This window comes from Pseudomonas sp. NPDC089734, from assembly GCF_044748865.1.
GTDB lineage: Bacteria > Pseudomonadota > Gammaproteobacteria > Pseudomonadales > Pseudomonadaceae > Aquipseudomonas.
Window position 1 is genome coordinate 38807 of record NZ_JBIVGV010000017.1, and the last position, 26825, is coordinate 65631.

29 protein-coding genes are annotated in these 26825 nt (G+C 59.1%); 13 read left to right on the forward strand and 16 right to left on the reverse strand.

Going from position 1 to position 26825, the window contains the following annotated elements; all coding sequences use genetic code 11:
- Nucleotides 1–103: 103 nt before the first annotated feature.
- The 6 genes from ribE (at nt 104) to ACIPY9_RS19665 (ending at nt 3705) form a co-directional block, all read left to right on the forward strand.
- Nucleotides 104–580 (forward strand): 6,7-dimethyl-8-ribityllumazine synthase, encoded by a 477-nt coding sequence (ribE, locus tag ACIPY9_RS19640; protein ID WP_122318537.1) that lies wholly within the window; start codon nt 104–106, stop codon nt 578–580.
- Entirely contained in the window at nt 577–1074 is a 498-nt protein-coding gene (gene nusB, locus ACIPY9_RS19645) for a transcription antitermination factor NusB (protein WP_400705121.1), read from the forward strand. The genes ribE and nusB overlap by 4 nt, the downstream gene beginning before the upstream one ends.
- 18 nt (nt 1075–1092) lie before the next feature.
- Nucleotides 1093–2058: a thiamine-phosphate kinase gene (thiL, locus tag ACIPY9_RS19650; RefSeq protein WP_400705124.1), complete on the forward strand. Its 966-nt coding sequence runs from the start codon at nt 1093–1095 to the stop codon at nt 2056–2058.
- On the forward strand, nt 2055–2564 hold the full coding sequence (locus ACIPY9_RS19655; RefSeq protein WP_400705127.1) for a phosphatidylglycerophosphatase A: 510 nt from the start codon (nt 2055–2057) through the stop codon (nt 2562–2564). Before thiL ends, ACIPY9_RS19655 begins: the two co-directional genes overlap by 4 nt.
- A gap of 107 nt (nt 2565–2671) precedes the next feature.
- Nucleotides 2672–3289 carry a GTP cyclohydrolase II gene (gene ribA / locus ACIPY9_RS19660; RefSeq protein ID WP_400705130.1) on the forward strand — a complete coding sequence of 206 codons (618 nt, stop codon included), beginning with the start codon at nt 2672–2674 and terminating at the stop codon, nt 3287–3289.
- On the forward strand, nt 3286–3705 hold the full coding sequence (locus ACIPY9_RS19665) for an MFS transporter (RefSeq protein WP_400705133.1): 420 nt from the start codon (nt 3286–3288) through the stop codon (nt 3703–3705). Before ribA ends, ACIPY9_RS19665 begins: the two co-directional genes overlap by 4 nt.
- A gap of 60 nt (nt 3706–3765) precedes the next feature.
- On the opposite strand, the gene dxs is transcribed toward ACIPY9_RS19665, so the two are convergent.
- The 5 genes from dxs to yghU form a co-directional block, all read right to left on the reverse strand.
- Nucleotides 3766–5658, reverse strand: a complete 1893-nt coding sequence (dxs, locus tag ACIPY9_RS19670; RefSeq protein WP_400705136.1) for a 1-deoxy-D-xylulose-5-phosphate synthase — start codon at nt 5656–5658, stop codon at nt 3766–3768.
- A 149-nt stretch (nt 5659–5807) separates the two neighbouring features.
- Entirely contained in the window at nt 5808–6695 is an 888-nt protein-coding gene (locus ACIPY9_RS19675) for a polyprenyl synthetase family protein (RefSeq protein ID WP_400705139.1), read from the reverse strand.
- A complete protein-coding gene (locus ACIPY9_RS19680; RefSeq protein ID WP_400705142.1) occupies nt 6692–6934 on the reverse strand; it encodes an exodeoxyribonuclease VII small subunit in 243 nt (80 codons plus the stop codon). Before ACIPY9_RS19680 ends, ACIPY9_RS19675 begins: the two co-directional genes overlap by 4 nt.
- Before the next feature lie 127 nt (nt 6935–7061).
- Nucleotides 7062–8234, reverse strand: a complete 1173-nt coding sequence (gene metC, locus ACIPY9_RS19685; RefSeq protein ID WP_400705145.1) for a cystathionine beta-lyase — start codon at nt 8232–8234, stop codon at nt 7062–7064.
- 141 nt (nt 8235–8375) lie between these two features.
- Complete coding sequence (gene yghU / locus ACIPY9_RS19690) at nt 8376–9218, reverse strand: glutathione-dependent disulfide-bond oxidoreductase (RefSeq protein WP_400705148.1); 843 nt, start codon at nt 9216–9218, stop codon at nt 8376–8378.
- A gap of 426 nt (nt 9219–9644) precedes the next feature.
- Here yghU and ACIPY9_RS19695 point away from each other — a divergent pair, with 426 nt between their 5' ends.
- The 3 genes from ACIPY9_RS19695 to ACIPY9_RS19705 all read left to right on the forward strand — a co-directional run bounded on the left by ACIPY9_RS19695 (nt 9645) and on the right by ACIPY9_RS19705 (nt 12572).
- Nucleotides 9645–10577: a DUF2199 domain-containing protein gene (locus tag ACIPY9_RS19695; RefSeq protein WP_400705151.1), complete on the forward strand. Its 933-nt coding sequence runs from the start codon at nt 9645–9647 to the stop codon at nt 10575–10577.
- Between the two features lie 355 nt (nt 10578–10932).
- Nucleotides 10933–12252, forward strand: coding sequence for a HipA domain-containing protein (locus ACIPY9_RS19700; RefSeq protein ID WP_400705154.1), 1320 nt, complete (start codon nt 10933–10935; stop codon nt 12250–12252).
- Complete coding sequence (locus tag ACIPY9_RS19705) at nt 12249–12572, forward strand: helix-turn-helix domain-containing protein (RefSeq protein WP_400705157.1); 324 nt, start codon at nt 12249–12251, stop codon at nt 12570–12572. The genes ACIPY9_RS19700 and ACIPY9_RS19705 overlap by 4 nt, the downstream gene beginning before the upstream one ends.
- A 311-nt stretch (nt 12573–12883) precedes the next feature.
- Here ACIPY9_RS19705 and ACIPY9_RS19710 read toward each other — a convergent pair whose 3' ends face one another.
- The 8 genes from ACIPY9_RS19710 to ACIPY9_RS19745 form a co-directional block, all read right to left on the reverse strand.
- Complete coding sequence (locus tag ACIPY9_RS19710; protein ID WP_400705159.1) at nt 12884–13615, reverse strand: helix-turn-helix transcriptional regulator; 732 nt, start codon at nt 13613–13615, stop codon at nt 12884–12886.
- Between the two features lie 314 nt (nt 13616–13929).
- Nucleotides 13930–14457, reverse strand: coding sequence for an inorganic diphosphatase (ppa, locus tag ACIPY9_RS19715; protein WP_117184836.1), 528 nt, complete (start codon nt 14455–14457; stop codon nt 13930–13932).
- Between the two features lie 105 nt (nt 14458–14562).
- The gene (locus ACIPY9_RS19720; protein ID WP_400705163.1) at nt 14563–15387 is read right to left on the reverse strand and encodes a zinc-dependent peptidase; all 825 of its coding nucleotides are present in this window, start codon (nt 15385–15387) and stop codon (nt 14563–14565) included.
- Nucleotides 15388–15390: 3 nt separating this feature from the next.
- Nucleotides 15391–16038: a DedA family protein gene (locus ACIPY9_RS19725; protein WP_400705166.1), complete on the reverse strand. Its 648-nt coding sequence runs from the start codon at nt 16036–16038 to the stop codon at nt 15391–15393.
- Nucleotides 16039–16218: 180 nt separating this feature from the next.
- The gene (locus ACIPY9_RS19730) at nt 16219–16671 is read right to left on the reverse strand and encodes a GNAT family N-acetyltransferase (RefSeq protein WP_400705169.1); all 453 of its coding nucleotides are present in this window, start codon (nt 16669–16671) and stop codon (nt 16219–16221) included.
- 84 nt (nt 16672–16755) lie between these two features.
- Nucleotides 16756–17580, reverse strand: a complete 825-nt coding sequence (gene eutC, locus ACIPY9_RS19735; RefSeq protein ID WP_400705172.1) for an ethanolamine ammonia-lyase subunit EutC — start codon at nt 17578–17580, stop codon at nt 16756–16758.
- 11 nt (nt 17581–17591) lie between these two features.
- Entirely contained in the window at nt 17592–18986 is a 1395-nt protein-coding gene (locus ACIPY9_RS19740; protein ID WP_400705175.1) for an ethanolamine ammonia-lyase subunit EutB, read from the reverse strand.
- 272 nt (nt 18987–19258) lie between these two features.
- Complete coding sequence (locus tag ACIPY9_RS19745; protein ID WP_400705178.1) at nt 19259–20779, reverse strand: aldehyde dehydrogenase family protein; 1521 nt, start codon at nt 20777–20779, stop codon at nt 19259–19261.
- 194 nt (nt 20780–20973) lie between these two features.
- On the opposite strand from ACIPY9_RS19745, the gene mpl reads away from it, so the two are divergent.
- Genes mpl through ACIPY9_RS19760 form a run of 3 tightly spaced genes read left to right on the forward strand, consistent with a single transcriptional unit; the run spans nt 20974 to nt 23226 of the window.
- On the forward strand, nt 20974–22323 hold the full coding sequence (gene mpl, locus ACIPY9_RS19750; protein WP_400705181.1) for a UDP-N-acetylmuramate:L-alanyl-gamma-D-glutamyl-meso-diaminopimelate ligase: 1350 nt from the start codon (nt 20974–20976) through the stop codon (nt 22321–22323).
- Nucleotides 22320–22949, forward strand: coding sequence for a flavin prenyltransferase UbiX (gene ubiX, locus ACIPY9_RS19755; protein ID WP_400705184.1), 630 nt, complete (start codon nt 22320–22322; stop codon nt 22947–22949). Before mpl ends, ubiX begins: the two co-directional genes overlap by 4 nt.
- Nucleotides 22942–23226: a YceK/YidQ family lipoprotein gene (locus ACIPY9_RS19760; protein WP_400705187.1), complete on the forward strand. Its 285-nt coding sequence runs from the start codon at nt 22942–22944 to the stop codon at nt 23224–23226. Before ubiX ends, ACIPY9_RS19760 begins: the two co-directional genes overlap by 8 nt.
- 72 nt (nt 23227–23298) lie before the next feature.
- On the opposite strand, the gene ACIPY9_RS19765 is transcribed toward ACIPY9_RS19760, so the two are convergent.
- The 3 genes from ACIPY9_RS19765 to ACIPY9_RS19775 form a co-directional block, all read right to left on the reverse strand.
- A complete protein-coding gene (locus tag ACIPY9_RS19765) occupies nt 23299–23940 on the reverse strand; it encodes an oxidoreductase (RefSeq protein WP_400705190.1) in 642 nt (213 codons plus the stop codon).
- Between the two features lie 27 nt (nt 23941–23967).
- Nucleotides 23968–25692: a C13 family peptidase gene (locus ACIPY9_RS19770; RefSeq protein WP_400705193.1), complete on the reverse strand. Its 1725-nt coding sequence runs from the start codon at nt 25690–25692 to the stop codon at nt 23968–23970.
- Between the two features lie 134 nt (nt 25693–25826).
- On the reverse strand, nt 25827–26282 hold the full coding sequence (locus tag ACIPY9_RS19775) for a MaoC family dehydratase (RefSeq protein ID WP_400705196.1): 456 nt from the start codon (nt 26280–26282) through the stop codon (nt 25827–25829).
- A gap of 178 nt (nt 26283–26460) precedes the next feature.
- On the opposite strand from ACIPY9_RS19775, the gene ACIPY9_RS19780 reads away from it, so the two are divergent.
- Complete coding sequence (locus ACIPY9_RS19780; protein WP_400705198.1) at nt 26461–26823, forward strand: CidA/LrgA family protein; 363 nt, start codon at nt 26461–26463, stop codon at nt 26821–26823.
- The last annotated feature ends 2 nt before the right edge of the window (nt 26824–26825 follow it).

Here is a 26825-nt window from a genome sequence, read left to right on the forward strand (position 1 = left end):
GCTCACGTTTTGCATGTTCCGGCCTGGCAGTTCCGATTCGTGGCCTACAATCCCTGACAGTCCGCCCCAAGGCGGGCTTGCTCTTTAATACGAGACTCACCGAATGACCTTGAAGACCATCGAAGGTACTTTCATCGCCCCACAAGGCCGCTATGCCTTGGTGGTTGGCCGTTTCAACAGCTTCGTCGTGGAAAGCCTGGTGAGCGGTGCCGTTGATGCCCTGGTTCGCCATGGCGTGAGCGAAAGCGACATCACCATCATCCGTGCACCGGGTGCTTTCGAGATTCCTCTGGTTGTGCAGAAGGTTGCCCAACGCAAGGAGTTCTCGGCCATCGTCGCTCTGGGCGCGGTGATCCGTGGTGGTACGCCTCACTTTGAATACGTGGCGGGCGAGTGCGTCAAAGGCCTTGCTCAGGTGTCCATGGACGCTGGCGTTCCGGTCGCTTTCGGCGTGCTGACCGTCGATTCCATCGAGCAAGCCATCGAGCGTTCCGGCACCAAGGCCGGTAACAAGGGCGCTGAAGCTGCGCTGTCTGCCATTGAAATGGTCAGTCTGCTGTCGCAGTTGGAGGCCAAGTGATTTCCGACGATAGCGATCAGTTCAACCCACGCGAAGCCAAGTCTCCAGAGGCTGCCAAAGGCAAGAGCGCCAAGCGTCGCGAAGCGCGTCAACTCGCGACTCAGGCGTTGTACCAGTGGCACATGGCAGGTCATTCGTTGAATGAAATCGAGGCGCAGTTCCGCGTCGATAACGATTTCAGCAACGTCGACGGCGTTTACTTCCGTGAACTGCTGCACGGTGTGGCCACCAACAAGACCGAAATCGATGTCGCGCTCAAGCCATGCCTTGACCTGACCATCGAAGAACTCGATCCGGTCGAGCTGGCGGTACTGCGCCTCTCCACCTTCGAGCTGCTCAAGCGCATCGACGTGCCTTACCGCGTTGTCATCAACGAAGGCATCGAGCTGGCCAAGGTCTATGGCTCCACTGACGGCCACAAGTTCGTCAACGGTGTACTGGACAAGCTGGCACCTCGTCTGCGCGATGCCGAAGTGAAGGCCAACAAGCGCTGATCTGCGCCTGTACTTCCCATGGGTGAATTCGAGCTGATCCGCAATTACTTCGCCGCCGCGCCTTGTGCGCAGGGCGGCGAAGGGGTTGCCCTCGGGATCGGTGACGACTGCGCACTGCTGGCGTTGCCGCCCGGTGAGCAGTTGGCGATTTCAACCGACACCCTGGTTGCCGGAGTGCATTTTCCAGACGTCTGCGATCCTTTCCTGCTGGGCCAGCGTGCCCTGGCGGTGTCCGCCAGCGATCTGGCCGCCATGGGTGCCCGTCCTGTTGCATTCACCCTTGCCCTGACCTTGTCTCAGGTCGACGCCGAATGGTTGAAGGCCTTTACCCAGGGCCTGAACCGTATGGCGCAAGAGTGTTCCTTGCGACTGGTGGGGGGCGATACCACGCGCGGTCCCTTGAGCCTGACGCTGACGGTCTTCGGTGCCGTGCCCGCAGGTCAGGCGCTGACCCGCAGCGGCGCTCGCGAAGGCGACCTGCTGTGCGTCGGCGGTGCCTTGGGCGATGGGGCCGGAGCCTTGTCATTGGTGCTGAATCAGCGCATTGCCGAGCCTTCGGTTGCCGAGCCGCTGCTGGCGCGTTACTGGTCGCCACAGCCGCAATTGGCGCTGGGCCAGGCTTTACGCGGCAAGGCGACGGCCGCGCTGGACATCTCCGACGGCTTGCTCGCGGATTGCGGGCATATTGCTCAGGCGTCCGGAGTACGGCTAGTGGTCGAGCACGAGCGGCTGCCCCTGTCTGAACCCCTGCTGAAACTGCTGGATCTGCCGTCTGCACGGCAGGCCGCAGTCAGTGGGGGCGATGATTATGTGCTGGCCTTTACCTTGCCGCCTGAACACCTGGCCGGCCTGCTCGATACCGGGTGGCCCGTGCAGGTGATCGGACGGGTCGCCCACGGGAGTGGCGTGGCTCTGGTGGATGCCGATGGGCAAGACATCACGCCGTCTTCCCGAGGCTATCAGCATTTTCGGAGTGAACCTTGAAAGACAAGCCTGATCAGGTCCCGGCCGAGTTCGTGCCGCCTTCTGTCTGGACCAACCCCTGGCATTTTCTGGCTTTCGGGTTCGGTTCCGGCACCTTGCCCAAGGCCCCGGGAACCTGGGGTTCGCTCGTCGCCATCCCGTTCATCCCCTTGTGGCAGATGCTTCCTGACTGGGGGTACTGGCTCATGCTGGGCATCACCATGCTGTTCGGCTTCTGGCTGTGCGGCAAGGTGGCGGACGATCTGGGTGTGCATGACCATGAAGGTATCGTCTGGGACGAAATGGTCGGAATGTGGATAACCCTCTGGCTGGTGCCCGAAGGCTGGCCGTGGCTGGTGGTGGGGTTTCTGGTCTTCCGCTTTTTCGACATCCTCAAGCCATGGCCCATTCGCTGGCTGGACCGGCATGTCCATGGCGGTGTCGGGATCATGATCGATGATGTGCTGGCCGGTGTCTTTGCCTGGCTTTCCATGCATGGACTGGTCTGGGCATGGGGACTGATCTAGCTTTTTGATATTAATGGGCGAGAATTCAGCCTAAGCGTCTCTAATAACGTGCTGTTACAATGCAGCCCTTGTGAATTTCCAGTCTTCATACTGATCAGGAGCACACGGTGCCCGTCGTATTTGTCGCCGCTTCCAAGCTGCCTACCCCTTTTGCGCAATTCACCATGAATGGCTTTTTCGAGTCGGAAACCGGGCGCGAGCACGTTGTTCTGAGTCTGGGCGATATTGCCGATGGCGCACCTGTCCTGGGCCGAGTCCATTCGGAGTGCCTGACGGGCGATGCGCTGTTCAGCCAGCGCTGCGATTGCGGCTCCCAGCTTGAAGCTGCCTTGCGCGCCATTGCCGCCGAAGGGCGGGGCGTTCTGTTGTATCTGCGTCAGGAAGGGCGTGGTATCGGTCTGATGAACAAGATCCGGGCCTATGAGTTGCAGGACGGCGGTGCCGACACTGTCGAAGCCAATGAACGCCTGGGCTTTGCGGCCGACCAGCGCGATTACGGCATTTGCCTGCCGATGCTTCAGCACCTGGGCGTAGAGTCCTTGAAGTTGATGACCAATAACCCGCGCAAGGTCAAGGCGCTGACCGACATGGGGATCAAGGTGGCCGAACGCGTACCGCTGCAGACCGGTCAGAACCCGCACAACAAACTGTACCTGGCGACCAAGGCGGGCAAGCTTGGTCACATGATGGGTAATGAGCACCAGAGTGAGGTCGATCCCGCGTGACCCGCAACGATGTGCGACGGCGAATGGCGCTGGTGTGGTGGCAGTTCCTGGGCCTTGCCCTGGCACCGCTGCTGGTGGTTTGTGTCTTTCTGGGCACACGTGAAGCGCTTATTCCCCTGCTGGCGATGCCGTTGTTCATCGCCGGTGTCGCCTCGATGTTCCTTAGCCTCAAGCCTTTCGGTGCGTTCAAGCACGCCTTGATCGCCACTGGCGCCGCACTCGATACCCCTGAAGAGATGACGGCCTGGCTCAAGCTGGCCGCGACCCGCCGTATTGCGTTCCTGTATGCCGGCATTCCGGCCTGGATTGCTGCGGGTGCCTTGTTCATCGGGCTCGAGGCCGTTCCGGTGTTCCTGCTGGCTTTCTCCAGTGTGGTGCTGTTCTACCTGTATCGCATTCCGGTTCAGTTGAAATAAACCGTTCAGGTACAAAAAAGGCGCTCAGTGAGCGCCTTTTTGTTGTGTGCCGTACCCGACTCAGCCGATCAGCGTCAGGCGTTCCTGGATGGCGGCTTCGATACCTTCGGCATCCAGGCCGCATTCCGCCAGCATCTGTGCCGGTTTGGCGTGCTCGACATAGATGTCCGGCAGGCCAAGATGCAGCACGGACTTCAGGATGTTTTCCCGTGCCAGGAACTCGCTGACCGCCGCGCCCGCGCCACCCATGATGGCGTTTTCTTCGAGGGTCACCAGCAGTTCGTGATGGGTTGCTGCTTCGCGGACCAAGGTTTCGTCCAGAGGTTTGACGAAGCGCATGTCGATAACAGTGGCATCGATCTTTTCCGCCACTTCCAGCGCGTCTGCCAGTTGAACACCGAACACCAGCATGGCAACGCCTTTGCCCTGGCGACGCACAACGCCCTTGCCGATCTCGATCGGTTCCAGATCGTTCTCGATAACGGCATTCGGGCCAGTACCGCGAGGGTAACGGACTGCGGCCGGGCCTTCATGCAGGTAGCCGGTGCTGAGCATCTTGCGCAGTTCGTTTTCGTCGCTCGGTGTCATCACCACGATGCCGGGAATGCAGCGCAGGTAGGACAGGTCGAAGCTGCCAGCGTGAGTCGGGCCGTCTTCGCCCACCAGTCCGGCGCGGTCGATGGCGAACAGCACGTCGAGGTTCTGAACGGCCACGTCATGCACCAGTTGGTCATAACCGCGCTGCAGGAACGTGGAGTAGATCGCCACCACCGGCTTGCTGCCTTCGCAGGCCATACCCGCCGCCAGCGTGACGGCATGTTGCTCGGCAATGGCAACGTCGAAGTAGCGGTCCGGGAAGCGCTCGCTGAACGCCACCAGATCGGAACCTTCCTTCATGGCTGGGGTAATGCCCACCAGCCGTGAGTCAGCCTTGGCCATGTCGCACAGCCACTGGCCGAACACACCGGAATACTTCGGCCCGCTGGCTTTTTTCGGCGCGGCAGGCGCATTCAGCGGATCGAGCTTGGTGATGGCGTGGTAGCCGATGGGGTCGACTTCGGCTGGTGCGAAGCCTTTGCCTTTCTTGGTCACGACATGCAGGAACTGCGGCCCTTTGAGGTCACGCATGTTACGCAGGGTGGCGATCAGGGTTGGCAGGTCATGGCCATCGATCGGGCCGATGTAGTTCCAGCCCAACTCTTCGAACAGCGTGCCGGGCACCAGCATGCCCTTGGCGTATTCTTCGGTACGGCGGGCGATCTCCCAGGCTCCGGGCAAGCGCGACAGCACTTTCTTGCTGCCTTCACGCATGCTGGCGTAAGTGCGGCTGGAAAGGATCTTGGCCAGATAGTTCGACAGACCGCCGACGTTGCGCGAGATCGACATGTCGTTGTCGTTGAGGATCACCAGCATGTTGGCCGCGACTTCCGGCGCGTGGTTCAGCGCCTCGAAGGCCATGCCGGCTGTCAGCGCGCCATCACCGATCACGGCGATGGACTTGCGATCGCTGCCTTGCAGGCGGGCGGCGATTGCCATGCCCAATGCAGCGCTGATGGACGTGCTGGAGTGGCCGACGCCAAAGGTGTCGTATTCGCTTTCGCTGCGACGGGGGAACGCGGCAATGCCATCCTTTTGACGCAGGGTCGCCATGCGTTTGCGACGACCGGTGAGGATCTTGTGCGGATAGGCCTGATGACCGACATCCCAGACCAGGCGGTCATCCGGGGTATCGAACACGTAATGCAGTGCGATGGTCAGCTCGATGACGCCAAGGCCTGCACCGAAATGCCCGCCGGTCTGACCGACGGAGTAGAGCAGCTCCAGGCGTAGTTCATCGGCCAGGGTTTCCAGCTCGGCTTCACCCAGACGGCGCAGGCCGTCCGGTGTTTCTGCACGGTCGAGCAACGGCGTAACCGGGCGCTCGCGGGGAATCTCTTTGAACGTCGTGGGCATCAGGCGAATCGTTATAAGTAAAAGAGGCGGCAGTTTACCTTATGCATCGCACGCTGCCCATGAAGTGCATCTGTGGATATGCAGGTATCGTGAGTCAGACCCGATGAAGCGCTGTTGATTCATCAGGTCGCGACGTTCGGTGCCTGCGGTCAGTGGCGGCGTTCGACGATGTAGCGCGCCAGCTCGCGCAAAGGCTCGGCGGCTGCGTCGAAAGGTCGCAGCGCTTCCAGTGCCTGATCCCGAAGCTCCAGCGCATAGGCCTTGGCCGGTTCCAGCCCGAGCAGAGCGGGATAGGTCGGTTTATCACGGGCAATGTCGGCCCCTTGGCGTTTGCCCAGGGTGGCGGTGTCGCTTTCAACGTCGAGAATGTCGTCCTGCACCTGAAAGGCCAGCCCAATCGCCCGGGCGTAGACCTGCAAGGCATCGAGTCGCGGCTGGTCGGCGTGGCCGCTGGCCAGTGCGCCGAGCCGAACGCTGGCTTCGATCAGCGCACCGGTCTTGTGCCTGTGCATGAATTCGAGTGCTGCCTGATCGAGTTTCAAACCGACCGAACCCAGGTCGATGGCTTGCCCGCCGACCATTCCGGCCGGGCCGGCAGCCTTGGCCAGGGCATCGACCATCTGCAGACGGGTTTCGGTATCGCGGGAGGTCAGGCGTGGGTCGAGGAGGGCGGTGAACGCCAGGCTTTGCAGGCCGTCGCCAGCCAGAATCGCGCAGGCTTCATCGAACGCTTTGTGGGTCGTGGGCTGGCCCCGGCGCAGGTCGTCGTCATCCATGGCAGGCAAATCGTCATGCACCAGTGAATAGGCATGGATCAGTTCGACTGCGCAGGCTGCGCCGTTGGCATCTTCGGCAACGCCGCCCAGTGCTTCGCAGGCCGCATAGGCCAGCAGCGGACGTACACGCTTGCCGCCGTTCATCACGCTATAACGCATGGCGGCATACAGGCGGGTCAGCCCCGGGCTCGGGGCTTCAAACAGACCTTCGAGTGCCGCGTTGACGCGAACCTGGCTTTGCGCCTGATAGCTCGCGATCATTCGGCTTGTTCCGCATCGAAGGGTTCTTCGGCCAGCTCGCCATCGCGCTCCAGCAACACTTGCACCTTCTGCTCGGCCTGGGCCAGGGCATTCTGGCAGTCACGTGTCAGGCGCACGCCTTGCTCGAAAGCGGTCAATGAGTCTTCCAACGACAGCTCACCGTTCTCCAGACGCTCTACCAGCGCTTGCAGATCGGTCAGGGATTGTTCGAAATCCAGTGCAGCTTTCTTGCGGGCCATGGCGGCATTCCCGGTGGAGATTAAACCGGCGCGACACTAGCAGAGCCAGGGCCGTGGGGCAAACGCTTGAACGACCGGACTGGCTGACTGTGTGCTTCTGTTTTATCTGTGATCGGCAGGGGATTCGTCAGTTCAGTGCGGCGGCAAATCCGGCCTTCAGGTCCTCGATCAAATCATCCGGGTTTTCCAGACCGATTTGCAGGCGCAGCATCGGCAGTCCCTGCTCCCGCGCGCCATAGTGATCCACCTCGGACACCAGGCTTTCAAATCCGCCCCATGAATAGCCGATGCCAAACAGCTTCAAGGCACTGACGAAGCGGTCCAGTACCTGACGGTCGGATGTCTTGAATTCAAAGCTCAGCAACCCGTTGCAGCCATGGAAATCCCGTTTCCAGAGGGCATGCCCCGGTGTGTCCGGCAGCGCCGGGTACAGAACACGGCCCACTTGCTCATGACCGTGCAGCCATTGAGCGACCTGCATTGCATGACGTTCGTGCATCGCCATTCGTGCTGCGAGACTCCGGGCACCACGCAGGACGAGGTATGCATCGTCGGGGCTGACGGTATTGCCCACGGCGGTGTTCATGGTCTTGAGGGTTTTCCAGTGCGCTTCGGTGGTGCTGACACTGCCCATCATCACGTCCGAGTGCCCGGCGACATATTTGGTCAGGGCCATCAACGAGATATCCGCGCCCAGTTCCAGCGGCTTGAACAGAATCCCCGAACCCCAGGAGTTATCCACAGCCAGCAGCAGGTCATGGGCTTTGCACAACTGCGACAGGGCAGGCAGATCGCACAGGTCGAAGGTCAGCGAGCCGGGGACTTCGGCGTAGATCATGCGCGTATTGGGCTTGATCAGCGATTCCACATTACTGCCGTCGGCGGCGTAGAAGTCGAACTCGATATCGAAGGCTGTGAGCATCGTCCTGGCCAGTCGCCGGACCGGGCCATATACCGCCTCGGTGATCAGAACATGCTGGCCGGGGCGCAGAAAGGCTTGAAACATCTGCGCCACGGCGGCCAGACCGGTTGAATACAGGCACGTGCCGTGTGCGCCCTCCAGTTCAGACACCAGATCCTGTAACGCGAACGCTGTCGGATTGCCATTGGCCGCGTAAGTCAGCGAGCGTTCCGGCCCTACCGTTCTCGCTTCTGCTTCACGCAGGCTCTGCAGGCTGTCGAACAACACCGTGCTCATGCGCACCACGGGCGGATTGACTGAAAGCCCCGGCCCACTGCTGGCGCTACGGCCTGACTGGGACAGCGCCGTCTGGGCAAGAGGGTCTTTGTCTTGTGGCATTGCAGGGCTCCAGACTTCTTTTAATAAAGCAACATAGTGCCTGTTTGATGTGATTTGGGCAGCAGCTTGCTGCTCAATTGGGGGGCCGCCGAATGTGCAGGAGAGCGCTTGCACGCTCCTGCCGTGTCGTTCTGTGTCGGCTCACTTCTCCAGATCCGATGCCTGATGCCGTTCGGCAACCTGATCCGCTTCATCGCCCCAGGTACGATTGACCTTCTGGCCGCGTATGACGGCAGGGCGTGCTGCGATTTCTTCGGTCCAGCGAATCAGGTTCGGGTATTCATGCACGGACAGAAACTCTGCGGCGGAATAAACGCTGTTCTGCACCAGTGCGCCATACCACGGCCAGACGGCGATATCGGCGATGGTGTAAGTGTCACCGGCCAGATAACGGCTTTCTCCCAAACGACGATTCAACACGTCAAGCTGACGCTTGGCCTCCATCGCGAAGCGGTTGATGGCGTACTCGATCTTCTCCGGCGCGTAGGCATAAAAATGCCCGAACCCGCCACCCAGATACGGCGCCGCCCCCATCTGCCAGAACAGCCAGTTCAGCGTTTCGGTCCTGCCTGCATGATCGGCAGGCAGGAAGCTGGAAAACTTCTCCGCCAGATAAAGCAGGATCGACCCCGACTCGAACACCCGCACCGGCGTCTCCAGGCTCCGATCCAGCAGCGCAGGAATCTTGGAGTTGGGGTTGACCTCGACAAACCCGCTGGAGAACTGCTCGCCCTCGGAAATACGGATCAGCCAGGCATCATATTCCGCACCGCTGTGCCCCAGCGCCAGCAACTCCTCCAGCAGAATCGTAATCTTCACCCCGTTGGGCGTGGCCAGCGAATAAAGCTGCAACGGGTGTTTGCCGACTGGCAGTTCCTTGTCGTGAGTCGGACCGGCAGTGGGGCGGTTGATATTGGCAAAAGTGCCCCCGGATGAGGTCACGTGCTGCCAGACGGCTGGAGGGGTGTAAGGGGGATTGCTCATGAGGGAGCCTCCGTGTGGTTGAGGGACTTCTACTGAGAGCGCTGCTCGTTGTTCGCCCACCATAAGCTTTTTTGCTTTCGGAGTCGGCTCTTCGTAAGCGGATCGTTATCTATCGCTCTGGTTTTTATGAGGGGAGGACAAATTGCTGAGCGATGGGGAATGATGTCTGGTTCAGCCGAATGTTTTGAGTAAGAAGGTTAAAATTCATCTTCTGAAAAATCCTACAAGGGACGCTCAACGCTCTCTCCTATTCCATGAGCTTCAAAACCAATACGTATTCATTACATTCGGTCATCGCTGCGGTAGGATGCGGCCTCCGCAGTTTCATGCAAGGACATCTCAGGAGGTCGCTCTTCCTCTTCGATTGTTCTTGAGGCCATTCTATGAAAAGTCCAGCTTGTGAACAGTCCAGCCACCAGGATCAATATGAGCAAGCATTTAGAAATAGAACTCGGTGATGAGGAAGTCGTCGGCCATTGTGACACCTGTGGTCATGAAACCCGAACCTTTCGGGGATTCGTATACGATCAGGAAGGTGCGTATGCGATCTATCTGTGCACCTACACAGCTTCGCATCCCGAGTCAGGTGTTGAGATGGCCGTGAGTATTGATGGATGGGGAACGGGTGCAGACCCCGCGCTCAAGGAGTGCGTGGCGCTGGAGTGGTATCAGGGGGAAGCCGGACCAGGTTGCCGGGTCCTGGATGCCCCTGATTCGCCGTGGGCCAGTCATGCGATCCTGGGGCGTATGCTACCTCGGGACCAGGCCATGAACGCTGGCAAGGCATCGGAAGCCTTTGCTATTAGCGATGCTGTCTGGCTGAACGACCAACGCCTATCGGCTGCGCTGAACAAGGCATGCGCCGTTTGTGAGTCGTGTGGGGAGATTCATACTGACGAAATGCTTGAACTCACGTTCAAGCGCCCCGACGCAGTCGCGGGAATGACGGTTGAGGAGCGTGCCGAACATGTTCAGGAAACTGACGATATCTGCATCATTCAGGGCAAGCGGTTTTTCTTGCGAGCGACCTTGCCGCTACCTGTACTTGATCGTCCCGAGGCGTACCGTATAGGTATCTGGGTGGAAATAGCACAGGCTGATTTCGAGCGTGTCTACGAATGCTGGGACGACCCCAAGCAGTCCGAGGAACCGTTATTCAGCGTAATGCTTGCGAACCATATCCAGACCCTGCCTGAGACCCTCGGGCTGCGTGCAGAGTTGAGGCTCATCGATCCTCAGACCAGACCCGAAGTCTATGCAGGTGTCAGTGATCACCCATTGAAGCAGGAGCAGAGCACTGGCATCACCCCGCATAGAGCCCATGAGTACACATCGTCGATTACCAGGACGTGTAATTGAACATCATCCGGTGCGCCACTTTTCGGATCAAAGGGAGCGATGGGTGTCACGGCAGCCGTTGGCTTGGCGCATGGCAAGCGGATCCTCTCCTTTCAGGAGCTGATTAGAAATCAAGTGGTAAGGTCTACAGATAGGGCATCATTCAGTACCAAACAGATGACCAATAGTGGATTGTTTCTATGGAATCTGCGGAGATTTCGCTTCGTCGGATTTGGTTGGGCGGCATCGGCCTCATTAATATTGAATCTGCAATATAATGCACTTATACGGCATTTGAAGTGAGTTTTTCTGCACTATATTGCAGATTTTTAGTCTGTGATCTATCCTCGTCTGCACTATATTGCAGGTTCGCACCATGCAGCTCACAATCCAGATCCACGATGAAGGCCAGTGGCGTGATGCTTTTCATCTCACCTTTCGAGAGCCGGCTGAAGGTTTCCTTGGGCCGTGTTCTTATGCGTATGACCGTGATTATATCGTTCGCCACATCTCTGACGTCCTGGCACAGGATGAGTCGGCGGTCAGCTACAACTTCCCGGTAGGTTTTGACGACAATACACTCAAGATCGCGCCAGCATTTCTTCACGATATCTCGCCAGCGGGTGCTGCAAAGAGTTCTTTGATGCGGCGAATAGGCAAAGAAAAGCCCGAACGCTTGGCCGCTGATCTCTTCCTGCTCGGTCGCTGTACGCCAGCGCCAATCGGAAACATGAGAATCAAAGAGTCTGCCGACCTGATTGATCAGTCAGCGCGCCTTGGATTTCCTCGTGATGAGGTGATTGCTCTCAGCACTGAGTTCATCGACTACGCATACGATCAAGGGGCCGCGATTGGCGGTGCCAGTGGGGCGGGCGGTGCTGCGCCAAAGATTCTGATGACGGCAGACAAGACAGGTCTGCTTTACCCGGATGCATCGCTGCCAGATTCGGAGGCGGCTGAGCACTGGTTTATCAAGTTTCCAAGAGGGCAGGCACTGAGCGAAGACGTCGCCATCCTTCGGGCGGAGTACCTGTACTACAAAGCGATTCACCAACTCGGGCTGAATACGGTTTCGCAGGATGGGCTGGCACTTAACGAAGGCCGCAAGCCGAGTCTCTGGATGAAGCGTTTTGATCGTGAAATCTCATCTGCAGGCGTTAAACGTTTCGCGGTGGAGTCCATTTACTCATTGGCCGGTGTTTCAGAGCCTGGGCTTCAAATGAGTCATCTTCAGGTTATCGATATGCTGGTTGGCATCTGGAGATGTGCGGGCCAGGAAGAAGAGATCCCTGATCTGATTTCTGAATACCTCCGCCGCGACTTGCTCAATCAGGTTTTGGGTAACACCGACAATCACGGTCGGAACACATCAATAATCCGTGAGAAGGGCCGTTTCAAACTGGCCCCCATTTATGACCTGGCTCCGATGTCCGTCGATCGCGAAGGGATTATCAGAACGACGCGATGGCCAAAACCGATCGAACTGGCCAACAACATCAATTGGGAGGCCGCCTGTATGAGCCTGGGAGCTTATGTCGATCACGCTCGCTTGTATGAACGCTTGAGAGAGGACGCGAAGCTGTTTCTTCAGTTGCCTGAAATCCTTCAGCCAGATCTTCCAGCGGCAATCTGGAACCACCCCAGCATTCCGCTGGCCAACCTTAAAGCCCGTATGCAAGCCTGGGGCATTCTATGAGTTCAAATGCCGCTATGAGTGACCGGGATTTCAGCGCAATGACAAGAGAGGAACTCATTCGCTCTATTGAAAATATGTTGGGGCATGGCGAAATCTCGATGGGCAAGGCTGTGGAAATGCTCCGGACAATGGTGGCCAGACTGGATCAGCGCACCTTTGCAAAAATGTGCAAAATCTCGATTCGTACCCTGGCGCACATTGAACATGAAGAAGGTAATCAGACCATCAAGTCGATGAACGCTGTCTTCAAGCCGTTTGGTCTTGAACTTTGTCCTGTGAGGGTGAAGCGGGGGCAGTATGTGGGGGGCGTGGGGCGTTAAAAGCTGATTTGTGGATAGCTTTCACACAAGTGTGCCAGCTGATGGGCGTGATTGGTTTTTCATCAGACAATAAAAAGCCGGCTTGTGGCCGGCTTCTCGGGGACGGTCTTGGTTTATTTTTGGTAAACCGCAATCGCCTTCAACAGGTGCGTTCTCAAGGAACGCGAATAAGAGACAAGGTGAACCAGTGTTCGCCTTGTTGGGGCAAGGGCCGCGGGTAGCGGTCGATGCCTAAAGGTGGCGCACAGGATACTGATGTTTTCCGCTGCTGCCCAGTCTTGAAACACATTCTCATGTTGTAAATGCCGGGCTCAGCGCAGGAGCATGGCGTTGCGGCGGCTATTGAGGGTGGACCACCAGAATATCCAGCCCAGGATACGGATGTTTTCCTGCTCGATGTCTTCGGCGCTGAAGAGCTCGTCCGGGTATTCGCTGCTGTTGTGGCTGCGCAGGCGCAGGCCGCCGTTGGGCAGGCGGTAGAGGTAGCGCACGCGCAGGATACCGCCGTGTTCAAGGGCGTACATTTCTCCGTCGATGACCTGAGTCAGGTCGCGGTTGACGCCCAGCAGCGAGCCGTCCTGGATCTTGTCGGCCATGCTGTTGCCGATCATGGCAACGCACAGGGCGCTTTTCGGGTCGATGTTCATGGTTTTCAGCACGTGCATGGGCAAGCGTATCTTTTGCCCCGGCACTTCGGTCAGGACGGTCTTGCCCAGGCTGTGTGCCGGTTCGATTTCCTTGAATATCGGAATTTCCACGTCGCCACGAAGCAGGCTTCGCTCCTGATGGCGTGCCAGCGTGATGTCGCCGCCAGTATTTTCGTTGGCGGAGTCGGTCGGGTGCTTGGGGCCCTCGCCCGTGCGCAGCCAGCGAGCGTTGACGGTCAATAGTTCAGCCACCTCTTCCAGCCGCGCCATGGGAACGCCGCGCTTGAACCAGTTGTTCACGTGCTGTGGCGTGACTTTGCGGTTGGCGGCAAAGTCCGTCGCAGAGAGATGGCACTCCCGCAGGAGGATGCGTAGTCGATCACCTGATGTATTCATGAGGCGAAGTTTACGGTGGGTGTGGGGCCGTTTAAATGAACGAAGTGTTCAAATCCTTCGCTTCCATTATGGGTTGCGACTAGCAGGACTACGTCATTCGGAAGTGTCGTGTAGGGCTATTCCGTAATACGGTTTCAGGCAATGAACGATGTATTTGTGATTGGCGCGAGAAGGCGGCAGTTAACGTATTGTTTATTACGTTCAAGGCCAGAGGTTTGTTTTTATACGGAGGGAAGTGAGTCTGTGAAGAGGGCAAGGCGGGGAAGGGGTTCGGAACACCCGGACAGGTGTTCCGAAAAGAGCGAAACGGATGATCAGCCTTTGTAGGCTTCAACCGATTTCAGGATCTCGGCGCGGGCTGCATCAGCATTGCCCCAACCGTCGATCTTCACCCATTTGCCTTTTTCGAGATCCTTGTAGTTCTCGAAGAAGTGCTTGATCTGCTCCAGCAGCAGGGCTGGCAGGTCGGTGTACTCTTTCACGTCGACGTACAGCTGGGACAGCTTGTCGTGTGGTACAGCGATAACCTTGGCATCGCCACCGCCATCGTCGGTCATGTTCAGGATGCCGACCGGGCGTGCGCGGATGACCGAGCCTGGAGCAACCGGGTAAGGGGTCACGACCAGCACGTCGAGGGGGTCACCGTCGTCAGCCAGGGTGTTAGGGATGAAACCGTAGTTGGCCGGGTAGAACATTGGGGTGGCCATGAAACGGTCAACGAACAGGCAATCGGATTCTTTGTCGATTTCGTACTTGATCGGCGCGTGGTTGGCCGGGATTTCGATAGCGACGTAGATGTCGTTCGGCAGGTCTTTGCCCGCCGGAATCTTGCTGTAGCTCATTGGGCATTGCCCCCATAGTTGACCAGACAGATTTTGGCGCGAACCGCCAAAAAGTGGGCCGGATTATAGGCATATTCTGTGGGTGTTGCCACGCACTGCGTTGGATCAGTGGTGGCTATGATGATGGCCTTTATAGGCCGGATTGTCCTGTTGCAGAGCCTGCAGGCGAGCCAGGGTGTCCTGACGATAGAACGCTTTCAGTTGCTCATAGACCTCAGGGTAAGCGCTGTGCAGCAGGTCGGGCGCGCTGAAAAAGTATTCGCTGGTCACGGCAAAGAATTCGGCCGGGTCTTCGGCGGCATAGGGATCGATGGACGTCTCGGCGTCCGGATCATGGTCCAGTTGCCGATTGAGGCCGTCGTAGGCGCTTTGCATGACCCTGGCCCATTCGGTGACGCGCATGTTGCCGTGCAGCGGCGGCAGCCCGTTGGCATCGCCGTTGAGCATGTCGAGCTTGTGTGCCAGTTCATGAATGACCAGGTTGTAGCCGTCCCAATCACCGCTGGCCATTACCCCCGGCCACGCCAGTATGACCGGACCTTGCTGCCAGGCTTCGCCGCTGTGCTCGCCATCCCACTCATGTTCGATACCGCTGGCGTCGCGGTGCCGTTGAGGGCTGATGAAGTCGTCGGGATACAGGACGATTTCATGAAAGCCCTGATACCAGTTCAGGTCTCCGAGATTGAGCAGTGGCAACTGGGCCTGAGCCGCCAGAAACAGCCGTTGCTCGTCATCCAGTTCTACGCCTGACAGCGGGGTCAGGTGCTTGGCCTGAAGGAAGAAGATGCAGGCCTCGCGCAGCTGTTGATCCTGCGTATCGTCCAGACCGTCCAGAATCGGCAGCCGTTGGCGGATGCGCTGCCACACTTCGGGAGCAACCGGGTACCTGGCCAGCGTGCGCCGTCTGCGCCAGTTGCTGAAGGACCACATGGATCAGCGAACGTCGGCCGAACGGCCCATGCGGCTGCGTATCAGGCCGATGATCATCGGCAGCAGGGAGATCAGGATGATCACCAGCACCAGCAGCGTCAGGTTCTTCTTGATGAACGGCACATTGCCGAAATAGAACCCCAGTGTGACCAGACTGCCAACCCACAGGATCGAGCCCAACACGCTGAAGCCGAGAAAACGCAGGTAATGCATCTTGCCGACGCCGGCGACGAAGGGGGCGAAGGTACGAATGATCGGCAGAAAACGCGCCAGGGTCACGGTCTTGCCGCCATGGCGCTCGTAGAATTCGTGGGTGCGTATCAGGTAATCGCGGCGGAAGATTTTCGAGTTCGGGTTACGGAACAGCTTTTCCCCGACCGTCCGGCCAATGATGTAGTTGGTGCTGTCGCCGATGATGGCAGCCAGCATCAGCAGACCGGCCAGCAGAACCGGGTCCATGCCGCCACCGGCCGACACGGCTCCGGCAATGAACAGCAGCGAGTCGCCCGGCAGGAAGGGCATGACGACCAACCCGGTCTCGCAGAAGATCACCATGAACAGGATGGCGTAGATCCAGGGGCCGTAGTTGGTGACCAGCAGATCGAGGTAGACATCGAGATGAAGGATGAGGTCGAGGGGGTTGAAATCCATTGGAACACCTGAGGCCAGACCCTGGATGCAGGGTGCGTGCGAAAGAAACTACTGTGCGGTACGCGCGGCATTATAGAGGGATAAACAGGGCCGGGAGGGGGGGCAATGGATATTCGCGACTGAAGTCGCTCCTGCACAGCTCACTGTAGGAGCGACTTCAGTCGCGAAAAAACGCAGAAATCAATTGATCGGTAATACGTAGTTCTTGAACTGGGTATCTTCCTTGAATCCGATGGATTCATAGACCTTGTGCGCCACTTCGTTATCGCTGCTGGTGGAGACGCGCATGCGCACGGCGTGGGTTTCCCTGGCCATCTGCTTGGCATGTTTCATCAGGTGATCGGCGACCAGCTGGCGACGGGAGTCTTCGGCCACGTAGATATCATTGAGAATCCACACACGCTTGAGCGACAACGACGAGAAGCTGGGGTAGAGCTGACAGAAGCCCAGCACTTTACTGTCGTCATCCTTGGCCAGTGCCAGGTAGATCACGGACTCATCGCGGCGCAAGCGCTTTTCCAGAAAGTCTCGTGACGAATCCGGGAACGGCAGCTCGCCATAGAACTCGCGGTATTTGATGAATAGCGGGCAGAGCAGGTCCAGATGTTCAAGAGTTGCTTTAATGATCCGCATGATTGGGCCTCAACTTCACTATGGGCGAATGCAGTGTGCTCGGGCGACGTTTCGATGCTGCCGACTGGCTTTAGAAAGCGCAATCTAATGCGGGTCAGCGGTGCCGGCGAGCAGGAAGTTACCCTTGTTATCGGCAGAAACATCTGATTCCACAGTCTTCAACTCGGCCTCGTCCTTGAGGTTGACTCCGGAAACCTGGCGGCGACAGGCTTCACGCATCAAGTACAGCAGGCGATGAGCTGCCATGGCATAACTCAGGCCTTCCAGGCGCACATTGGAGATGCAGTTACGGTGGGCGTCGTTCAGGCCGACCCTGGGCGCATAGGTGAAATATAGACCGAGGCTGTCCGGGGAGCTCAAGCCCGGGCGTTCGCCAATCAGGATGACCACCATTTTCGCGCCGAGCAGCTCGCCGACTTCATCGGCAACGGCGACCCGGCCTTGCTCGACCAGAACCACGGGTGACAGCGTCCAGCCTTCGGCCGTGGCCTGTTCTTCCATGCGGGCCAGAAACGGAACGGTGTGACGGTGGACCGCCAGCGATGACAGGCCGTCGGCGACAACGACAGCCAGATCGACGCCGCCGGGGTGAGCGGCAGCGTATTCCTGCAACTGGCTGACCGACTCTTCGTTCAGGCGGCGTCCCAGGTCGGGGCGTTGCAGGTAGCTGTGGCGGTCTGCGGCGGCACTGTGCACCTGAAGTGTTTCACGGCCCTTGGCGGTGAGCTGCTCGCTCAAGCCCGCATGATCGAAGGGCAGATGCACGGCATCCCGCGCCTGGGCGTGGGCGAACTGAAAGTCCAGTTGGGCCTGTGTCGGCAGACTGGTGCCAGCCCGCCCCAGAGCGATGCGGGCGGGGGTCAGTCGGCGCAACTCCAGCCATGGGTTGGGAAGGGTTTCGTCGGTCATGGTCGGCTTCCTCATGCCAGATGCGCCAGCGCCTGACGGAACGCCGGAGGCAGGTTATCGCCAAAGCGTACATGGCCGTCGGCCTGGGTGAAGATGCCCATTCTTGCCAGCCAGGCCTCGTATTCGGGGGCCGGGCGCAGGCCCAGGCTTTGCCGGGCATACAGCGCATCGTGAAATGACGTGGTCTGGTAATTGAGCATGATGTCGTCGGAGCCGGGAATGCCCATGATGAAGTTGATGCCCGCCACACCCAGCAGCGTCAGCAGCATGTCCATGTCATCCTGATCGGCTTCTGCGTGGTTGGTGTAGCAGATGTCGCAGCCCATGGGCACGCCCAGCAACTTGCCGCAGAAGTGGTCTTCCAGGCCAGCACGAATGATCTGCTTGCCGTTGTACAGGTACTCGGGGCCGATGAAACCGACCACGGTGTTGACCAGGAACGGATTGAAATGCCGGGCCACGGCATAGGCTCGGGTTTCGCATGTCTGTTGATCGACGCCATGGTGGGCGTTGGCCGACAGAGCGCTGCCCTGTCCGGTCTCGAAGTACATCAGGTTCTGCCCGAGCGTGCCTCGGTTGAGGCTCAAGCCGGCCTCATAGCCTTCCTGCAACAGCTTCAGGCTGATACCGAAACTGGCGTTGGCGGCTTCGGTACCGGTAATGGATTGAAAAACCAGATCGACCGGGACACCACGATTGATCACTTCAATCGACGTGGTGACATGGGTCAGCACACAGGATTGGGTCGGGATCTCGTAACGCTGGATGACGGCATCGAGCATTTCCAGCAGGGCGATGATCGAGGAGGTGCTGTCGGTGGCCGGGTTGATGCCGATCATGGCGTCGCCGTTGCCGTACAGCAGACCGTCGAGCACGCTGGCGGCAATCCCGGACGGATCGTCGGTGGGGTGATTGGGTTGCAACCGCGTCGAAAGGCGTCCACGCAGACCGACCGTGTTGCGGAATCGCGTCACCACGCGGATCTTCTGCGCCACCAGTACCAGGTCCTGCACACGCATGATTTTCGAGACCGCCGCGGCCATCTCCGGTGTCAGGCCGGGAGCCAGTTCGCGCAGGCTGGTTTCGTCGGCCTTGTCGCTGAGCAGCCAGTCACGAAAGCCGCCCACGGTCAGGTGGCTGACGGGGGCAAAGGCGACAGGGTCGTGGGTGTCGATGATCAGGCGGGTGACTTCGTCCTGTTCATAAGGAATCAGCGCCTCTTCGAGAAAGTACTTGAGAGGAATATCGGCCAGGGCCATTTGCGCGGCGACACGTTCGCCATCGTTTTGCGCGGCAACGCCTGCCAGGAAGTCCCCGGAGCGTGCAGGACTGGCTTTTGCCATGACGTCCTTGAGGCTGTCGAAGCGATACGTCTGCGCACCGACAGCGTGGGAAAAGCTTGCCATACAGATTCTCCATGACGTCCCGCCGCTGGCGCTGGACGTAGTCTTTCGGTCGAACCGGTGACGTTTCGGTTCAAGCGACTGTGGGAAGCGATGTAAGCAATTAATACTCCATAGTGCAGGGGAGTGCGAATTTGTGGGGTGTGGGGGTGTGATTCTGAGGGCGTTGCTTTAACGCGGGGCGCTGGGTGCCCGGGATTGGTGCGTCGGGTTTTTTCGCGGATGAATCCGCTCCTACACGTGTAGAAGCGAATTCATTCGAGAACCAGAGCTACTTAAAAGAACCCCAACGGATGGGTGTCATAACTCACCAGCAGGTTTTTGGTCTGTTGGTAGTGCTCCAGCGCGACCTTGTGGGTTTCGCGACCGACGCCGGACTTCTTATAGCCACCGAACGCCGCGTGCGCAGGGTACAGGTGATAGCAGTTGGTCCATACACGCCCGGCCTTGATGGCGCGGCCGACGCGGTACGCGCGGTTGATGTCGCGGGTCCACACACCGGCACCCAGGCCGAACTCGGTGTCGTTGGCAATCGCCAGGGCTTCGGCTTCGTCCTTGAAGGTCGCGACGCTGACCACCGGACCGAAGATTTCTTCCTGGAACACGCGCATCTTGTTGTTGCCCTTGAGCAGCGTTGGCTGGATGTAATAACCGGTGGCCAGATCACCTTCCAGTTTTTCCACCTTCCCGCCGGTCAGCAGCTCGGCACCTTCGGCCTGAGCGATTTCGAGGTACGAGAGGATCTTGTCGAACTGCTGCTGCGAAGCCTGTGCGCCGACCATGGTGTCGGTGTCCAGCGGGTCGCCGCGTTTGATCTTCAGGACTTTCTTCATCACCGCTTCCATGAACTGCGGGTAGATGGATTCCTGAACCAGCGCGCGGGAAGGGCAGGTGCAGACTTCGCCCTGGTTGAAGAACGCCAGCACCACGCCTTCGGCGGCTTTCTCGATGAACTCCGGTTCGGCGCTCATGATGTCTTCAAAGAAGATATTGGGCGACTTGCCGCCCAGCTCCACGGTAGACGGAATGATGTTGTCCGCCGCCAGTTTCATGATGTGCGAACCCACGGGCGTGGAGCCGGTGAAGGCGATCTTGGCGATGCGCTTGCTGCTGGCCAGCGCTTCACCCGCTTCGCGGCCATAACCTTGCACGACGTTCAGCACGCCCGGCGGCAACAGATCGCCGATCATCTCGACCAGCACACTGATGCCCAACGGCGTCTGCTCGGCAGGTTTGAGTACGATGCAGTTGCCGGCGGCCAGTGCCGGGGCAAGCTTCCAGGCGGCCATCAGGATCGGGAAGTTCCACGGGATGATCTGACCGACCACGCCTAGAGGCTCATGGATGTGATACGCCACGGTATTGCCGTCGATTTCCGCCGAGCTGCCTTCCTGAGCACGCAGAACACCCGCGAAGTAGCGGAAGTGATCGGCAGCCAGCGGGATGTCGGCATTCAGGGTTTCACGAATCGCCTTGCCGTTGTCCCAGGTTTCGGTGATGGCCAGCTTTTCGAGGTTGGCTTCGATGCGGTCGGCGATCTTGAGCAGAGTGAGCGAGCGCTCCTGCACGGACGTCGTGCCCCAATCGTGGGCCGCTGCGTGAGCAGCATCCAGCGCCTTGTCGATGTCTTCGGCGGTGGAGCGAGGGAATTCTGCGATGGGCTTGCCCGTGATGGGCGATGTATTGGTGAAGTACTGGCCTTTGACGGGGGCGACAAATTCGCCGCCGATGTAATTACCGTAGCGTTCCTTGAAGTTGATAATGGCGCCTTCGGTACCCGGATGTGCGTAACGCATGGTGAAGTCTCCTGATTGTTGTTGTGGGGAGCACTTGTTGGGTCAAACGTTTGTCGAGAGTAATGAAGAGTAGGTCATTTGTGCGGAGTCCGGGCTTGAACTTTAGCCTTAGCCTGCCGGTGCTGTCCCGACAAAGACCGGGTGCCATTTGAGCGCTCCTGAGCTAACCTGCGCGGATGTTATAAGAGGTGGTCATGCATATTCATATCCTTGGTATCTGCGGCACGTTCATGGGTTCGCTGGCGGTGCTCGCCAAAGAGTTGGGCCATCGCGTCACGGGCTCCGACGCCAACGTCTACCCACCGATGAGCACGCAGCTGGAAGCTCAGGGCATTGAGTTGACGCAGGGCTATGATCCCGCGCAACTGGACCCGGCGCCGGACCTGGTGGTGATCGGCAACGCTCTGTCGCGGGGCAACCCGGCAGTCGAATATGTCCTCAACAAAGGTTTGCCTTATGTTTCCGGCCCTCAGTGGCTGGCCGACCATGTCTTGCAGGAGCGCTGGGTGCTGGCGGTCGCCGGTACTCACGGCAAGACCACGACCAGCAGCATGCTGGCCTGGGTGCTGGAGCATGCGGGCATGAGCCCGGGCTTCCTCATTGGTGGTATCCCTCAGAATTTCGCGGTATCGGCTCGCCTGGGCGGCACGCCGTTTTTCGTGGTCGAGGCGGATGAGTACGACAGCGCCTTCTTTGACAAGCGCTCCAAGTTCGTCCACTACCGTCCGCGTACCGCGATCCTCAATAACCTTGAGTTCGACCACGCGGATATCTTCCCGGACCTGCCGGCCATCGAGCGTCAGTTCCACCATCTGGTGCGCACCATTCCGAGCGAAGGCCTGGTGATTCACCCGACGACCGAGCCAGCCTTGCAGCGGGTCATCGACATGGGTTGCTGGACACCGGTGCAAACCACAGGGCAGGGCGGCCAATGGCAGGCTCGCCTGTTGAGCGACGACGGCTCGCGTTTTGAAGTGCTGTTCGACGGTCAGCCTCAAGGCACGGTCGAGTGGGAAATGACCGGGCAGCACAACGTTGCCAACGCCTTGGCCACGCTGGCTGCTGCACGGCATGTGGGCGTTCTGCCTGCACAGGGTGTCGAAGCGCTGAGCGCCTTCAAAAGCGTCAAGCGGCGCATGGAGAAAGTCGCGGAAGTCCGCGGCATCACCATTTATGACGACTTCGCGCACCATCCGACTGCCATTGCCACGACCCTTGACGGTTTACGCAAGAAGGTCGGTGATGCACCTGTCATCGCGATCATCGAGCCACGCTCCAACTCCATGAAGCTCGGCGCACATCGCGACGGTTTGCCTGAAAGCGTGCAGCAGGCCGATCAGGTGGTCTGGTATGCGCCGGCCAATCTGGGCTGGGATCTGGGCGCGACCGCAGCGCAGTGCTCGGTGCCTTCGATTGTCAGCGACTCTCTCGACGGGATCATCGCCCGGGTCAAGAGCCAGGCTCAGCCCGGCACCCATGTGGTGATCATGAGCAACGGCGGCTTTGGCGGCCTGCACGGCAAACTGGCCGAGGCCCTGAAATGAGCGGGCCTGAACGCATCACTCTGGCGATGACCGGTGCATCGGGTGCCCAGTACGGCTTGCGTCTGCTGGACTGTCTGGTGCGTGAGGATCGGGAAGTTCACTTCCTGATCTCCAAGGCGGCGCAACTGGTGATGGCGACTGAAACGGACGTGAGGCTGCCGCCCAAGCCAGCCATGATGCAGGCGTTTCTGACGGAGTACACCGGCGCGACGTCCGGGCAGATTCGTGTCTATGGGCGTGATGACTGGATGTCGCCGGTAGCATCCGGCTCCGGTTCGCCCAGTGCCATGGTGGTGGTGCCGTGTTCGACCGGCACCCTGTCGGCCATTGCCACAGGCGCCTGTAACAACCTGATCGAACGTGCGGCGGATGTCACCCTGAAGGAGCGCCGACAGCTGATTCTGGTGCCGCGTGAAGCACCGTTTTCCAGTATTCACCTGGAGAACATGCTCAAGCTGTCAAACATGGGCGCGGTGATCCTCCCTGCCTCGCCGGGCTTCTATCATCAGCCGCAGACCATCGACGATCTGGTGGATTTCGTGGTGGCACGGATTCTCAACCTGTTGAACATCCCGCAGGACATGCTGCCGCGCTGGGGTGAGCATCATGTGGGGAGTGATGAATAAGGTCCTGTCGATTGCTCTGGCTCTGTCCATGACCGGCTGTGCCACGGTCAGGACACTCGATGCGGCTCAGCCGGGTGCTCCGGTCATTTATGCCGGTACTCGCCTTGATCTGTATGCGATGCAGGGAGGCTGTTGCGAGAAAGACCGGTTCGGTGCCGAGGCGCCTGATTATCCAGCCCTGGACCTGCCGGCCAGCGCCTTGCTCGATACCCTGCTGTTGCCGCTGTCAGTGCTGACTGCGTTGGGGGTCGGGTATCAGGCGCATGGCGGGTTGTGATTTTTTTCGCGAATGAATTCGCTCCCACACGATCGTCGGTAGGAGCGAATTCATTCGCGAAAGCCCCGACTATTATTTCCCCAGCTTACGTAACTCATCCGACTCCACAACCCGCACACCATCCTGTTCTTCCAGTGCCAGTCGCCACAGGGCGCGGGCCAGGCTGCAGGCTTCGATGGCGCCGTACTTGCCGGGAATCAGCTTGGCGATAGGGGCGGCCAGCTGTTCGGCCCAGCGCGTTTCTGCGCGGTTGCCGACGAGAAGTGCCGGGCGGGCGATGGTCAGTTGTGGCCAGCCCTGGGCGCGAAGCGCTTCTTCCATCTCACCTTTGACACGGTTGTAGAACACGCTGGACCTGGCGTCGGCACCGATGGCGCTGATGACCAGCAGATGCCGGGCACCCAGTTCGCGGGCGCGTTGGCCGAAGGCCAGCACCAGGTCCAGATCGATTGCACGGAACGCTTCCTGGGAGCCGGCCTGCTTGATGGTGGTGCCCAGGCAGCAGAAGGCGATATCCACACGGCCGCTGAGTGCGGGCAGGAGGCTGCCCAGTTCACCGACCGGGTTTTCCAGGTGGGGATGCGCGGCCAGTGGGCGACGGGTAGGGGCCAGTACACGGCTGACGGTCGGTTCATTGAGCAGGCGATCCAGCAAGTGTTCGCCTGTGAGTCCGGTGGCTCCTGCAAGCAGGATGTGTTGCGGCGTCAAGTACATGGTGTTTCTCCCTTGATACTGAATAGCCTAGCGGCTAGTGGAGGTCTTCGCTTCCTTGCGATTCAACGTCGTATTCAGCGCTCGTTCGGCCTGGCTCTTGCGCAATTGTTGCCAGCGGGCAATCACCCCCTTGGGTGCCCATATCTGTGGTTCCGAAGCCTCGAAATCATCTTCGATTTCGCGTTGGGCGATATGCGCCCTGGCATCGTTGAAAGCTTGCTGAAGGTCATCGGTTTCGACCAGTGCCTTGGCAAATAGTGCATCGCCGAAGTACGTGAAGTCCGCTTCTTCCGAACAGCCGAACGAGACACGATCGGCTCGCGATGCCGTCATGACCAGCGTTCGATCGTCTTTGAGGGCGGGAATGAATCCACCCGAATAGCAGGAAGAAATCACGATGATCTTGTCGCGGTTCTTCAGCGGTGCCATCGCGGCAGCCAGGGCGTCGGCAGGCAGGTCGGCCAGTGACAGGCGAGGCTGGTCGAGGACCAGTTCATGATCCTGAGTGCCATGGCTGGTCAGGTAAATGAAGACCAGATCTTCAGGGCCGGTGCGTTGCGCGAGGGTCTGGATGGCGCGGTTGATGGTTTCCCGAGTGGCCAGAGGGCGGTCGCTCATGTGGTCGCGGTGATTGACCAGTGTGACCTGCCCGACAGCCCCAAAGCGGGAGGCCAGCAGGTTGTTGACGTAATCGGCTTCGCGCATGAACACGCTTTGCTTGCCATCACCGGCCACGACCAGGCTGTATAGCTCAATGCCGGGTGTCGAGGCAGGCACCGCCGCGAGCGCTTTATCCAGCAATGGACCCTGGGCGAGCAGGCCGGCTTCCAGCGGGTCGGGCAGCAGCTTGCCCTGAGCGTCGCGTATACGTTGTCCGTTGGCCCAGACGCCCCGTTGTTCGGTGCCGTCGGGCAGTGTCAGTACGCCGTTGCCCTGGTAAGTGTCATTGGCGAACTGGCCGGTGTAGCGGCTGCCATCTGCCAGTTGCAGATGACCCTCTCCGGAGAACTGCCAATTGCTGAACTGACCTTGATAGCGGCTGCCGTCGGCTCCGATCAACTCGCCAGCCCCTGAAAACAGGCCTTCCTTGAATTGACCGCTCCAGACATCGCCGTCGCTGTTCTCGTAGCGCCCTTTGCCGTCCAGCTGGTTGTTGTGAAAGCCGCCGATATAGTGATCGCCATCGGTGCTGGAGAAGCTGCCGTTGCCCTGGAGCTGGCCATTGACGAACCGGCCGCTGAACTGATTGCCGCTGGCATCGGTGCGTACCCCTTCGCCGTTGGGTTGCCCCTTGGCGAACTGGCCCTGGAACTGGCTGCCGTCTTCGAGTTCAAGACGTCCTGGTCCGTCGTATTGGCCCGCCTTGAAATGGCCTCTGTAGAGCAGGCCTTTTTCCTGCCAGGTGCCTTCCCCGTCACGGCGTCCCTGCTTGAACGCGCCGACGTAAATGCCACTGCCGGTGGTCAGTTTGCCCTGACCGTGGAACAGGCCATTCTCGAAGGTGCCTTTATAGGTGTCGCCATTGCTGGCATGCCATTCGCCCCGGCCATGGCGCAGGCCGTTCTCGAAGTGACCGGCATACCAACTGCCGTTGGGGTAGTCGATGCGGCCTTCGCCCTGAAGGTGACCATTGACCAGATCGCCACGGTAGCGTCCGCCGTCCGGCAACAGGCCGTCAGGGGGTAAAAGGGATTCGCCATCGCCGCAACCAGCGATCAGGAGGGTCAGAGCCAGAGGAGCGAGCGCGCGCATTTAAGATCCCAAGAGAGTTATTCCGTGACTCTGCTTGAGCAGATGTTCGTGTCACTGACAATGAGGTGGGAGTATGCCGCAGCGAGTAAGCGGGGCGAAACAGTCTGTTACGACTGTTTCGTGTTCCAGGTGTGTTACACGAAGCACAGGGACAGTGGTTCAGCGATGAACGCCGGTTTTTCCTGCCCTTCGATCTCCAGGGTGGTCGTGGCCTTGAGCAGCCATTGCCCCGGTTTCTTCTCCGTGACTTCGGTCAGTTCGACTTTCAGGCGGACCCGGGAATCGACTTTCACCGGCTGAATGAAGCGCACGCTGTCCAGGCCGTAGTTGACCACCATTTTCAGGCCTTCAGGCACGACCAGCAGATCGCCCATCAATTTGGGGATCAGTGACAGGGACAACAGCCCGTGGGCAATGGTGCTGCCAAAAGGGGTTTTTGCGGCCTTGACCGGATCGACATGGATGAACTGGAAATCGCCGGTGGCTTCGGCGAACAGATTGATGCGCTCCTGATCGATAGTCAGCCATTCGGAACATCCCAGTTCCTTGCCAATGTAGTTCTTGAGCTCTGCAGCAGGTACAAAGGGCATGTCACTCTCTCCTTGATCTTTCGGTTGTGTCGCTGTGTGGCGAATCACAAGATCAGCAGAGGGGTGCGGGTTGGTCAAGCGACTCCTCATCTGTGAATACCTGTCCATGACGGCAGACTTCGCATGCTTATAATGGCGCCGTGAATTCGCCGGTCTCATTTATTTTTCTGGAGTGCTCATGCTGCTACGGGGTCTGACATGGCTGGTGCTGTTTCAACTGTTGGGGACGGCGCTCAATCATCTCTTCTTGTCGATACTGCCGGGACCGATCATCGGTCTGGTGTTCCTGATTGCCTACCTGATCTGGCGGGGTGAAGTCAGCGAGCCGGTCAGTGTCGCCGCCAGCAGCCTGCTGCGTTACCTGCCGTTGCTGCTGGTGCCGCCTGCCGTGGGCGTCATGGTGTATGCCGGAGCCATTGCCAAGGATTTCTGGGCCATCTTTGGCACCCTTTCGATTTCACTGATCATTTCGCTGACATTCGTCGGCTGGTTGATGCAGAAACTCATCGAGCGTCAGGCACGCCGTCAGGAGCCGTCATGAAC

Coding starts and splice junctions, on each gene's coding strand:
- ACIPY9_RS19700 (WP_400705154.1), top strand. CDS start 10,933: ATGCAGCTCACAATCCAGATCCACGATGAAGGCCAGTGGCGTGATGCT.
- ribE (WP_122318537.1), top strand. CDS start 104: ATGACCTTGAAGACCATCGAAGGTACTTTCATCGCCCCACAAGGCCGC.
- metC (WP_400705145.1), bottom strand. CDS start 8,234: ATGCCACAAGACAAAGACCCTCTTGCCCAGACGGCGCTGTCCCAGTCA.
- ACIPY9_RS19780 (WP_400705198.1), top strand. CDS start 26,461: ATGCTGCTACGGGGTCTGACATGGCTGGTGCTGTTTCAACTGTTGGGG.
- ACIPY9_RS19680 (WP_400705142.1), bottom strand. CDS start 6,934: ATGGCCCGCAAGAAAGCTGCACTGGATTTCGAACAATCCCTGACCGAT.
- thiL (WP_400705124.1), top strand. CDS start 1,093: ATGGGTGAATTCGAGCTGATCCGCAATTACTTCGCCGCCGCGCCTTGT.
- ACIPY9_RS19675 (WP_400705139.1), bottom strand. CDS start 6,695: ATGATCGCGAGCTATCAGGCGCAAAGCCAGGTTCGCGTCAACGCGGCA.
- ACIPY9_RS19765 (WP_400705190.1), bottom strand. CDS start 23,940: ATGTACTTGACGCCGCAACACATCCTGCTTGCAGGAGCCACCGGACTC.
- ACIPY9_RS19760 (WP_400705187.1), top strand. CDS start 22,942: ATGAATAAGGTCCTGTCGATTGCTCTGGCTCTGTCCATGACCGGCTGT.
- mpl (WP_400705181.1), top strand. CDS start 20,974: ATGCATATTCATATCCTTGGTATCTGCGGCACGTTCATGGGTTCGCTG.
- ACIPY9_RS19720 (WP_400705163.1), bottom strand. CDS start 15,387: ATGTGGTCCTTCAGCAACTGGCGCAGACGGCGCACGCTGGCCAGGTAC.
- ACIPY9_RS19745 (WP_400705178.1), bottom strand. CDS start 20,779: ATGCGTTACGCACATCCGGGTACCGAAGGCGCCATTATCAACTTCAAG.
- ACIPY9_RS19740 (WP_400705175.1), bottom strand. CDS start 18,986: ATGGCAAGCTTTTCCCACGCTGTCGGTGCGCAGACGTATCGCTTCGAC.
- ubiX (WP_400705184.1), top strand. CDS start 22,320: ATGAGCGGGCCTGAACGCATCACTCTGGCGATGACCGGTGCATCGGGT.
- ACIPY9_RS19775 (WP_400705196.1), bottom strand. CDS start 26,282: ATGCCCTTTGTACCTGCTGCAGAGCTCAAGAACTACATTGGCAAGGAA.
- dxs (WP_400705136.1), bottom strand. CDS start 5,658: ATGCCCACGACGTTCAAAGAGATTCCCCGCGAGCGCCCGGTTACGCCG.
- ACIPY9_RS19705 (WP_400705157.1), top strand. CDS start 12,249: ATGAGTTCAAATGCCGCTATGAGTGACCGGGATTTCAGCGCAATGACA.
- eutC (WP_400705172.1), bottom strand. CDS start 17,580: ATGACCGACGAAACCCTTCCCAACCCATGGCTGGAGTTGCGCCGACTG.
- ppa (WP_117184836.1), bottom strand. CDS start 14,457: ATGAGCTACAGCAAGATTCCGGCGGGCAAAGACCTGCCGAACGACATC.
- ACIPY9_RS19730 (WP_400705169.1), bottom strand. CDS start 16,671: ATGCGGATCATTAAAGCAACTCTTGAACATCTGGACCTGCTCTGCCCG.
- ACIPY9_RS19725 (WP_400705166.1), bottom strand. CDS start 16,038: ATGGATTTCAACCCCCTCGACCTCATCCTTCATCTCGATGTCTACCTC.
- ACIPY9_RS19695 (WP_400705151.1), top strand. CDS start 9,645: ATGAGCAAGCATTTAGAAATAGAACTCGGTGATGAGGAAGTCGTCGGC.
- ACIPY9_RS19770 (WP_400705193.1), bottom strand. CDS start 25,692: ATGCGCGCGCTCGCTCCTCTGGCTCTGACCCTCCTGATCGCTGGTTGC.
- ACIPY9_RS19710 (WP_400705159.1), bottom strand. CDS start 13,615: ATGAATACATCAGGTGATCGACTACGCATCCTCCTGCGGGAGTGCCAT.
- yghU (WP_400705148.1), bottom strand. CDS start 9,218: ATGAGCAATCCCCCTTACACCCCTCCAGCCGTCTGGCAGCACGTGACC.